At 68.3% G+C, this 10,093-nt stretch carries 8 protein-coding genes; 5 read left to right on the top strand and 3 right to left on the bottom strand.

Annotated elements, in window-relative coordinates; translation table 11 throughout:
- Nucleotides 1-86: 86 nt before the first annotated feature.
- Together QZT59_RS05040 and QZT59_RS05035 are read right to left on the bottom strand one after the other, a co-directional pair.
- Complete coding sequence (locus tag QZT59_RS05040; RefSeq protein ID WP_290812260.1) at nucleotides 87-1,301, bottom strand: ComEC/Rec2 family competence protein; 1,215 nt, start codon at nucleotides 1,299-1,301, stop codon at nucleotides 87-89.
- 289 nt (nucleotides 1,302-1,590) lie between these two features.
- A complete protein-coding gene (locus QZT59_RS05035) occupies nucleotides 1,591-2,730 on the bottom strand; it encodes a glutamate-cysteine ligase family protein (RefSeq protein WP_290812257.1) in 1,140 nt (379 codons plus the stop codon).
- A gap of 289 nt (nucleotides 2,731-3,019) precedes the next feature.
- Here QZT59_RS05035 and QZT59_RS05030 point away from each other — a divergent pair, with 289 nt between their 5' ends.
- Nucleotides 3,020-3,355, top strand: coding sequence for a hypothetical protein (locus QZT59_RS05030; RefSeq protein WP_290812255.1), 336 nt, complete (start codon nucleotides 3,020-3,022; stop codon nucleotides 3,353-3,355).
- 4 nt (nucleotides 3,356-3,359) lie between these two features.
- A complete protein-coding gene (locus QZT59_RS05025; protein WP_290812252.1) occupies nucleotides 3,360-3,614 on the top strand; it encodes a hypothetical protein in 255 nt (84 codons plus the stop codon).
- Nucleotides 3,615-3,675: 61 nt separating this feature from the next.
- On the opposite strand, the gene QZT59_RS05020 is transcribed toward QZT59_RS05025, so the two are convergent.
- Nucleotides 3,676-6,015, bottom strand: a complete 2,340-nt coding sequence (locus tag QZT59_RS05020; RefSeq protein WP_290812249.1) for a catalase — start codon at nucleotides 6,013-6,015, stop codon at nucleotides 3,676-3,678.
- Nucleotides 6,016-6,690: 675 nt separating this feature from the next.
- On the opposite strand from QZT59_RS05020, the gene QZT59_RS05015 reads away from it, so the two are divergent.
- The 3 genes from QZT59_RS05015 to QZT59_RS05005 all read left to right on the top strand — a co-directional run bounded on the left by QZT59_RS05015 (nucleotide 6,691) and on the right by QZT59_RS05005 (nucleotide 10,058).
- Nucleotides 6,691-8,307: a hypothetical protein gene (locus tag QZT59_RS05015; protein ID WP_290812246.1), complete on the top strand. Its 1,617-nt coding sequence runs from the start codon at nucleotides 6,691-6,693 to the stop codon at nucleotides 8,305-8,307.
- 194 nt (nucleotides 8,308-8,501) lie between these two features.
- Nucleotides 8,502-9,527 carry a potassium channel family protein gene (locus QZT59_RS05010; protein WP_290812243.1) on the top strand — a complete coding sequence of 342 codons (1,026 nt, stop codon included), beginning with the start codon at nucleotides 8,502-8,504 and terminating at the stop codon, nucleotides 9,525-9,527.
- A 78-nt stretch (nucleotides 9,528-9,605) separates the two neighbouring features.
- Nucleotides 9,606-10,058: a MaoC family dehydratase gene (locus QZT59_RS05005; protein WP_290812240.1), complete on the top strand. Its 453-nt coding sequence runs from the start codon at nucleotides 9,606-9,608 to the stop codon at nucleotides 10,056-10,058.
- Nucleotides 10,059-10,093: the final 35 nt, after the last annotated feature.

The following is a 10,093-nucleotide window of genomic DNA, read 5'->3' as shown; positions in this document are numbered from 1 at the left end:
CTCCGAGAGCGAGATCGCCGCGTGCAGCGCGAGGACGACCGCGGTCGCGAGCGAGAGCGAACTCGACGGCCCCGCGCCCGACCGGTCTAACAGCGGGAGGTGACCGTCGTCACCGGCGCTTCGGAGGCCGACTGCGGCTGCGGGACCCCCGCCGCCGGATGCGCCGTCGCCGGCGGTTCGGCGCGGACGACGCGCGGGTCCGTCGTCGCGTTCGCCTGGGCGCGAATATCCCACCCCCCACCGTCTGAGATCGCGACCGTCGAGCCGTGCGCGGCCGTCCAGTACGTCTCGACCCCCTGGTGAGCGAACGTTGCGAGCACCTCCTCGTTCGGGTGGCCGAACGGGCTCTCGTAGGCCGACGAGACGACGGCGACGTCGGGATCGACGCGCGCCAGGAACGACGGGGTCGAGGACGTGTTCGAACCGTGGTGGCCGGCCTTGTAGAGGTCCGCGTCGAGGTCGTCGCCGTACGTCCCGGCCATCCGGCGTTCGGCCTCCCACTCGGCGTCGCCGGGGAGCAGCACGCTCGCCTCGTCGTATTCGACGCGGAAGGCGAGGCTGTCGTCGTTCAGTTCGTCCGCCCGGTCCTCGTCCGGCGGATTCAGCACCGACACGTCGAGGTCGTCGTCCCAGTTCACCGCGTCGCCCTCGCGAACGACGCGCAGGGGCACGTCGTGGGCCTCGACCGCGTCCAGGTAGGACTCGAACGTCCGCGTGGTGTGGGCCACGCCCGGATCGAACAGCGTCCCCACGCCGTCGAGTTCCGCCTCGTACGTCTCGATGACCGCGGGGTGGCCGCCGATGTGGTCCCAGTGGCCGTGGGTGGCGACGAGGTAGTCGATCCGCTCGATCCCGTGGGCCTCCAGGTAGTCGAGGACGTACTCCCCGTCGTCGAGTGCGTGGCCGGTGTCGATCAGCACGGTCGCGTTCGACGGCGTCACCACCAGGGTAGCGTCGGCCTGCCCCACGTTGATGAAGTGCACCTGTAACTCGCCGTCTCGCTCCGCGTCGAGGGGTGCCAAGTGGGCGTTCGATCCTGCGTCCTCGGTCGTCGGTCCGCCGGGGGTCGTTTCTGCGGTCGTCGGTCCGCCGGGCGCCGTTTCTGCGGTCGTCGGTCCGTCGAGCGCCGCCTCCCACGGCGGATCGGGCTGGTCCGCGTCGGCACTCGGCGGTCCGTCGGCGATCTCCGGCTGGGGCCCGTCCTGCGGCGACGGATCGACGACCATGCCACCCGCGAGCGCCACGGAGAGCCCGAGTCCGAAGAGGAGGGCCGCGGCGGTCCACCTGCCTACCGCCGCCATCGTCCCCTCGCCCCGCGTCGAAAGTTCGCCGTTCCCACGTTCGCGCCCGACAGCGGTTTCGGGGGCCCTACGGTTTGTTATATCACCGGTACACCGGACGGTCACGGATCGATCGGGGTAATCCGTCGCTGGCAACGGTCGCCCGCTAAGTGCCCCCGAGGGAGGCGAACCGGGGACGGTTCTCGAGGTGACGCGTCGCTCGCTTCGGGCCGCGGGTTCCCCACCGCTTCTCGACGTGACGCCGTCGACGGGCGTTCCGAGGGCGCAGCGGACGATACGGGAACCGAGGTCACTCGGAATCGGTCGACGACGGCGACTCTGACGACCATGGTATCCGCGATCGGGATTCCGATGCCGCCTCTCGTAGCGCGGCGACGTCTTCGCGCAGCCGCCGGGCGCACCGCAGCCGGAGCGCCCGCGCCTCCGCCTCGCTCACGCGAGCGGGGCCGTCGATCCACCGGCTGAGCGGGTCGTACTCGCGCGGCGAGAAGCCCATCCGGTCGAGGTAGGTGCGGACGGTCGCGGACCCGAGGCCGTCGTGCATGGCGGCGTCGGTCAGGTCGCGGAGCTCGTCGAACGGCGGGAGCGTGACGCCGTCGTCGGCGACGTCGAACGCGCCGGCGGTCCCGATCTGGACCGAGGTGTGGTGGAGCCCCTCCATCAGTCGATCGACGTCCGCGGTCAGCCGGAGGATCTCGCTCGGCAGCGTCGCGTCGGGCGAGCGCCACTCGACGGTCGGCATCTCCTCGCGCAGGCGTACCGGGGCCCAGACCGCGTCGTCGGTCGAGAAGTGTCTGTCGACGGCGTCCGCGTCGACTCCGGCGTCGATCGCGGCGGTGCGAAACTCCTCGTAGCGCGCCTGGAGGCGCCGCTCCCACTCGGCGACGGTGTCGACGTACTCCCAAAGCTGGCCGTGGTCGGGAAACAGCTCGTAGGTCCGCCTTCGGTAGAGGTAGGCGCGGGCGCCGTCGGCGAGGCGCTCGCCTCTGTAGTACGGCGAGGAGTTGGCCAGCGCGAGCACCGGATCGATCCCGAGGAGGACGTTGAGCTGGTCGACCACGTTGCGCTGCTCGAAGTGGAGGTGCGTGCCGGCGCAGTGTTTCGCGTGACGAAAGCGGTCGCCGATCACCGCCCGCTGGACCCGCCCGCGCTCGCTGGGTCGAAAGTCGATCGACTCCTCGCCGATCGGCGTCCCCAACGGAACGAGGCGCTTCCCGAGCTCGTCCGCCCGAGCGACGGTCTCGGCGAGCCGGTCGACGAACGCGGCCCTGAGCTCGGGGATCGTCTCGTACGGCTCGGTCTTCAGCTCGAACAGCGGCTCGACGAACTCCCCCTCGACGTTCTCGGAGAACTCGGTCAGCGCCCCCGGTTCGACGAGGGCGCCCTCTTCGTCGACGGTCCAGTACTCGACCTCGATGGCTTTTTGCATGCGTGTTGCGCGTGACGCGTCGGTATCGGCGAACGATTCGGAAATCGACAGCAGTGAGCGGCCGTCCGTATCTCGAGCCTCGGGGCGTCGACCGGAACGAACCGGGCTTGCATGCCCAGCCCGTACATCAGTTCCCGACGTCCGACCGGGTCCGCTGGCGATGATCGTCCCGGCGACTCGCCCGTCGCCAGGTTCCCCGGGACCGTGTGATTGGCCACCAATCAACATGTATGGGCAGCGTCTTTTCCGACCGCGCCACCGTACGTCCCCGCGTCGATCCAGTCCGCCCATGGCCCGTTCGAGCGACCAACAGGACTTCTCCGTGGATCTCTCCCGCGAAGAGCAGTGGCTGCTCCACCACGTCCTGCTCGATCGCGTTGAATCGGCGCTGCAGGCCCCCGCCGAGACCGACCCGCCGCCGGTCGTCGTCTACCGGGTGTTCGACGAGCTCGAAACCGGTCGACACCGGTTCACGGAGAGCGAACTCGCCTATCTGCGTACCGCGTCGGGCCGATACGTCGAGGCGACGGGGACGCCGGATCGCGACCGATCCGTCGCGTTCGACCTCCTCGAGAGAGTGCACCGAACCGCCGCGGCCGTCGCCGCGATCGAACCGGCGTCGTGAACCGATGAGCGAACCCGACCCGCCCCAGCGGATGACGGACGTGACGACGAGCGAAGTGTACCGGTTCGGCAGCGAACTGCTCGTCGAACTCGTCGGGGTCGGCGAACGCGGGGACGTGGCGACGATCACCGTCGAGTTCGACCACGTCGACGACGGCAGCGACAGGGTGACGCCGCGCGAGGAACTCTCCCCCGACCACGAACCGCACGTTCGAACGGCCCTCTCCGAAGCCGGTTACTCGCTCTCGGATAGCGAGTGAGCCGCCGGCTCCCTCCGGGGTTCGCGTCCCCCCGTGATGTCCGCGCTCGCGGGCTGTCCCCCTACGCCGGCACCTCCTTCGGGTCCCGTCCCCAGTGGCGGTGGGCGGCGATCGCGTCGCGAAACGCCTCGGCGAGTTCCTCGAGTCCGTCGTCGGACCCGCACGTCACCACGCCGAGGTCCGAGACGACGCCGTCGCCGTCGTCCGCGACGTCGACGCCCGGAAGCTCGACTTCCTCGAAGAGGTCGACCCCGTCGCCGGCCGCGGCGATCGGCTTCTTGTGCTTGAACGCCTCGGCGACGAACTGCTTGGCGCCGCCCTGCTCGAGCAGCGCGTCGACGTGCTCGCGACCGCCGGGGACGTAGACCGCGTCGAACAGGATGGAGCCGGTCGTGACGTGACTCTCGTCCGCCGCCACCGCATCGCCGTTCTCCGCGTCTTTGTCGCCGAGGATCTTCGAGACAACCGATACGCGAGCGCCCTCGTCCTCCAGGGTGGATTCGACCGTCTCGAGATGGTCCGCGTCGAAGCCGTCGTCGACGAGGACGGCGACCTTCCGCGTCTCGATCGTGTCGGCGTCGCGGCGCTCGTTGATGCTGAGGCTCGGGTCCTCTCGGTCGTGATCGGGCAGCTCGTCGCCCGGTTCCTCGGGCGGCTCGACGCCGATCCCCTCGGCCACCCGTTTCGCGAACTCGTGGTCGACGTTGTTGAACAGGTCGTGGACCATCCGCTCCCGGATCTCCATCCGGTCGACCTTGCCGAGTTCGAAGTGGGCGGCGTCGACGATGTTCTGCTTTTCGGGCTCGGTCATGCTGTTCCAGAACAGCCGCGCCTGCTCGAAGTGGTTCTCGAAGCTCTCGCTGCGGTTCCGGATCTTCTTCCCGTCGATCTTCTCCGCGAAGTGCTCGTAGCCACCTTCCTCGGCGGGGACCTCCTGCGGATCGTCGTCGCCGATCGAGTTAGGCTTGTAGGACACCTTGCCCGAATTGATCTCCTGGCGCATGAACCCCGCGCGCTGGTTGTTGTGACGTTCTGCGATCGGTCGATTGATCGGGATCTCGTCCCAGTTGGCGCCGTTGAACCGGTTGAGCTGGGTGTCCTGGTAGGAGAACAGCCGGCCCTGCAGGAGGGGATCGTTCGTGAAGTCGATGCCGGGGACGACGTTGCCGGGGTGGAACGCGACCTGCTCGACCTCCGCGAAGAAGTTGTCCGGCGTCTCGTTCAGCACCATCCTCCCGATGGGGCGAACCGGGACTTCCGTCTCGGGCACGATCTTCGTGGGATCGAGGACGTCGAAATCGAACGACTCGGCCTCGTCCTCGTCGAAGATCTGGACGCCGAGTTCCCACTCAGGTTCGTAGCCCGCCTCGATGACGTCGTAGAGGTCCATCCGGTTGAAGTCCGGGTTCTTGCCGGCGATCTTCTGGGTCTCGTCCCAGACGAGCTGCTGGGTGCCGTACTTGGGGGTCCAGTGGAACTTGACGAATCGCGACTCGCCCTTGTCGTTGACGAGTCGGAAGGTGTGGACGCCGAAGCCCTGCATCATCCGGTAGGCGCGCGGCAGGGCACGCCCGGAGAGGACCCACATGAGCATGTGCGTGAGTTCGGGCTTGAGGGAGGCGAAGTCCCAGAAGGTGTCGTGGGCGGCCGAGGCCTGCGGCGTCCCGTCGTCGGGTTCGGGCTTGATGGCGTGGACGAGGTCCGGGAACTCCATCGCGTCCTGGATGAAGAAGACGGGGATGTTGTTCCCGACGAGGTCCCAGTTACCCTCCTCCGTGTAGAACTTGGTCGCGAACCCGCGGACGTCGCGGACGGTGTCGGGCGAGCCCCGCGAACCGACGACCGTGGAGAAGCGGGTGAAGACCGGGGTCTGCTGGTCGGGATCGGTCAGCACCTTCGCTTTCGTCAGCTCGGAGATGTCGTCGTACTCGTCGCCGAGGTCCGGGTCCTCGTAGGGCTGGAAGTAGCCGTGGGCGCCCGTCCCGCGGGCGTGGACGACCCGCTCCGGGATCGACTCGTGGTCGAACTGGGTCATCTTCTCCCGGAAGTGGAAGTCCTCCATGATGGTCGGGCCCCGCTCGCCCGCCTTCAGGGAGTCGTCCGTGTTCGAGATCTTGACGCCGTGATCGGAGGTCAGCTCCTCGCCCTCGGGACTCTCGCGGACGGCGTCGAGTTGCTCTCGCTTGCGTTGGGCCCCGTCGCCGTCAGCCGGGTCGCCGCTGGTTCCGGGCTCGGACTCGCCGCCGTCGGTCTCGACCGGTTCCGTCGAGTCGCCGGCGTCGGCGGTCGCCGACTCGTCCGCGTCGGAAGGAGCGTCGGCGGTGGTCGGTCCGTCGGTCGCCGTCTCGTCTGCGACGTCATCGTTCGTCGCGTCGTCAGTCGGGGGATCGTCGGTTGTCATTATCGGTGAGTGGTGGGCGGTGACCGGGCGGTCCGGTCGCCAGCGATCTCGAGATCGGTCGCGTCTTGCGCCTCGGAACCGCACGACGAGGGCGGGACGCCCGGCCGGTACGGGCCACGTAGCGCCTTCCACAACCGGTGTGGTAAAACGACGGCTTTGATACGCAGCCAGCGCGAAACTGCGGCGATTCGCACTCGACAGCAGTCGCGAGAGCGCGGCGGACGCCGACGGCGGATTCCCGGACGGTCTCCTCACTGGGGCCCCGGCGTCCGGACCGCCGACGCGAGCTGCGGAGCCGAAGTCCCGGCGCCTCGTTTCCGATCGGATCGATCGGTCGGCCGCTCCAATAGACGATTGCGCTCGCGGATCGCGACCGCGGGGGACCGACCGCCGGTCGCGGACCGCACCAGCGTCGCGACCCCACGGCGTGGATCGCGTCGACGGTTCGGGGTCGATCGCTGCGTGGGCCGCCGGACCTGTCGACCTCGGCGAGGGTCGCTCACCCGGAACGTCCGGGAAACCGATCAGGTTAGGCGGAGCCAAGCGACTCTCAATCGGCCATTTCACGGAATCTCTCCCGAACGCGTCCACATTACTGACCGTCCTCGCCGTCGTCAACTGAGGATGCAGCCATTCCCCTTACCCTTCGGACGGCCGGTATCCTCACTCGGAGTCATGAGCGCACAGAAGCTGATAGCCGTCACCCTCTCGCTGATCATGCTGTGCGGGGGCATCGCCGCGGTCGGCGCTGCCACCCCTGCGGCGACGAGTCTGAGTGACGAGCACGACGACGACGAGCTGAACGGAGACGAAGAGTGGACCGTAACCATCGAGGACGCGACCGTCTTCGTGGTCCACGAGGATCACGTAGACGACGCGCCCGCGGATGACCCTGACGTCGACGAGGACGATGACGCCGTCGACGACGCGGACGACGCCGTAGACGACGAAGACGACGCGGTCGACACCGACGACGAAGCTGACGACGTCGGTGCCGACGACGCAGAGGATGACGCCGTCGACACCGACGGCGCAGAGGATGACGCCGTCGACACCGACGACGCGGAGGACGACGCCGTCGGTGACGACGCCGTCGACGAGGAAGACGACGAAGTCGGTGACGACGACGTCGGCATGGACGAAGACGACATCGACGAGGACGCCGCCGACGTCGAGCGTCACGACGGCGTCACACTCGAGGTGACCATCGAGTCCGCGGACGTCACCGATCTCGACGAGATCGACGGCGCCGCCGACGACGCGATGGACGACGACGCCACCGAGGATGACGACGCCGTCGACGAAGACGACGACGCGATGGACGACGACGCCACCGAGGACCGTGAGGTGACCATCGAGAGCGCCACCATCTTCGTGGTCGTCGACGACGACGGCGAGATGGTCGACGAGGACGTCGACGTCGACGAGGACGACGATGCGGTCGACGAGGAAGCTGACGACGTCGGCGCCGACGACGCGGAAGATGACGCCGTCGACACCGACGACGAGGACGACGCCGTCGGTGACGACGACGCCGTCGACACTGACGACGAAGACGATGCCGTCGACACCGACGAGGAAGATGACGCCGTCGGCGACGACGACGAGATGGACGATCTCGACGAGGACCGCTTCGAGAGCGCCACCATCTTCGTGGTCGTCGACGACGAGGAAGCTGACGACGTCGACACCGACGACGCGGAAGATGACGCCGTCGACACCGATGACGAAGACGACGCGGTCGACACTGACGAAGACGACGCTGCCGCTGACGACCACGGCCTGACCATCGGCGAGGCGACCATCTTCGTGTACGCGGACGAGCCGCTCCACGAGATGGACGACGATGCGGTCGATGACGAGGACGACGCTGCCACCGACGACGAGGAAGACGCTGCCACCGACGATGAGGACGACGCGGTCGACACCGACGACGAAGCTGACGACGTCGGCGCCGACGACACGGAGGATGACGCCGTCGACACCGACGACGAAGACGACGCCGCCGGTGACGACGACGTCGGCGCCGCCGACGATCAGATGGACGTGACCATCGAGAGCGCGACCATCTTCGTCTACGACCACGACGACGTCGACGACGACGTCGGCGTGGACGAGGACGACGATGCGGTCGACGAAGATGACGATGCGGTCGACGAAGATGACGATGCGGTCGACGAAGATGACGACGCCGTCGACGAAGACGACGAAGCGGCGGGCGAGGACGACTACGACGATGACGACGACGAAGACGGTGAGGACGACGAGCAGGCGTCCTACTGCACCTGCTAACCCGCGCAGCGGGCATCCGCATTCGAGCGATCATTTTTTCGCGACGAATTCGATCCGATAGCGATGGGACCGTCCCGGTAGGATCGCCGTCGTCGGACGCGGAACGAGGTGCCGCGGATCGGACGAACGCGGTCGGGCCGCGCCGTCGCACGCTCGCAAGCCTTTGACGTGTCTGCGCGCCGTAATCCCTGGAAATGCGACCGCTGTACCTCCTTCTCGGAACCGTCGTGCTCGTCGTGATCGTCGCGGACATCATCTGGACGACCCTGTGGGTCGACGGGGGCTCCGGGCCGCTCTCGGGGCGGCTGACCACGGGCGTCTGGCGCGGGCTCAGGGTCGTGAGCGGGGACGACACCCGCGCACTCAGCATCGCGGGGCCGCTGATCCTGGTGCTCACGCTGGCGATGTGGGTCGCGGGGCTCTGGGCCGGCTGGACGCTGCTGTTCGCCGGCGACCGGACCGCGATCGTCAGCACCCACACGGGCGAGCCCGCCGACTGGACGGGGCGGCTCTACTACGTCGCGTACACGATGTTCACCAACGGGAACGGCGACTACACTCCCACGGCGGGGTCGTGGGAGCTCGCCAGTTCGCTCACCACGGCGACGGGGATGGCCTTCGTGACGCTGGGCGTCTCCTACGTGCTCACGGTGCTGGGGGCGGTCTCGGAGAAGCGCTCGTTCGCGAGCAGCGTGACGGGGCTGGGCGAGCGCAGCGAGGCCTTCGTCCGCGCCGGCTGGACGGAGCGAGACGAGTTCGACGGGCTGGACCTGCCGCTCGACACGCTCTCTTCCCAGCTCGACCTGCTGGCCGACCAGCACGAGGCGTATCCGATCCTGCACTACTACCACAGCGAGCAACCCGACCGCGCCTCGGCCGTCGCCGTCCCGATCCTCGACGAGGCGCTCACGGTCGCCCGTCACGGCGTCGCCGAGGGCGAGGGACCGAACGACACGCTCGTCGAGAACGCCCGTTCGAGCGTCCAGAGTTACCTGCAGACCCTCGAGTCGGGGTTCATCGAACCCGCCGACGAGGTGCCGCCGCCGCCCGAACTCGACCGGCTGCGCGAGGAGGGCCTCGAGACGGTTTCGGACGAGGAGTTCGGCCGGGCGCTCGCCGACCTGCAAGAGCGACGCCGGGAGCTGCTGGGGGTGGTCAGGGCCGACGCCTGGCAGTGGCCGCCGACCGAGGGAGGCGAGGCGGACGCGGTCGACGCGTGAGGGAGGCGAGGCGGACGCGAAGGCCATTCGCCGCGTGTGCCGAAGCGTTTTACCGCCCCGTCAGAGTACCGCACAGCCATGCCCGAGTACTACGAGGACGTCGAGGTCGGGGACGCGCGATCCTTCGGCGAACGCACCGTCACGAAGGAGGAGATCGTCGAGTTCGCCGAGAAGTACGACCCCCAACCCTTCCACGTCGACGAGGAGGCCGCGAGCGAGACGATCTTCGGCGGCCTGATCGCCAGCGGCTGGCAGACGGCGGCGATCTGCATGCGCATGTTCGTCGACAACATGGCCGACGAGGCGTGGATCGGCGCCCGCGGTGTCGACGAACTGCGCTGGATTCGGCCCGTTCGGCCGGGGGACACCCTTCGGGCGGAGGTCGAGATCGTCGAGAAGCGGCCGGACGAGAGTAATCCGGGGATCGGTCGGGTGCACAGCAAGCTGACGGCGTACAACCAGGACGACGAGGCGGTAATCTCGTGGATCGGACTGGGGATGGTCGAGCGGCGGGAGCCAGCGGACGAGTGAGAGGTGGCGGAACAGCGTAGGGCCCGCGGACGAGT

Origin of the sequence: Halovivax sp. (genome assembly GCA_007119345.1) — an archaeon.
In the GTDB taxonomy this organism is placed as follows: Archaea; Halobacteriota; Halobacteria; order Halobacteriales; family Natrialbaceae; genus Halovivax.
The sequence above is the reverse complement of the archived record's forward strand: the minus strand, read 5'-3'. Positions and strand labels throughout refer to the sequence as shown.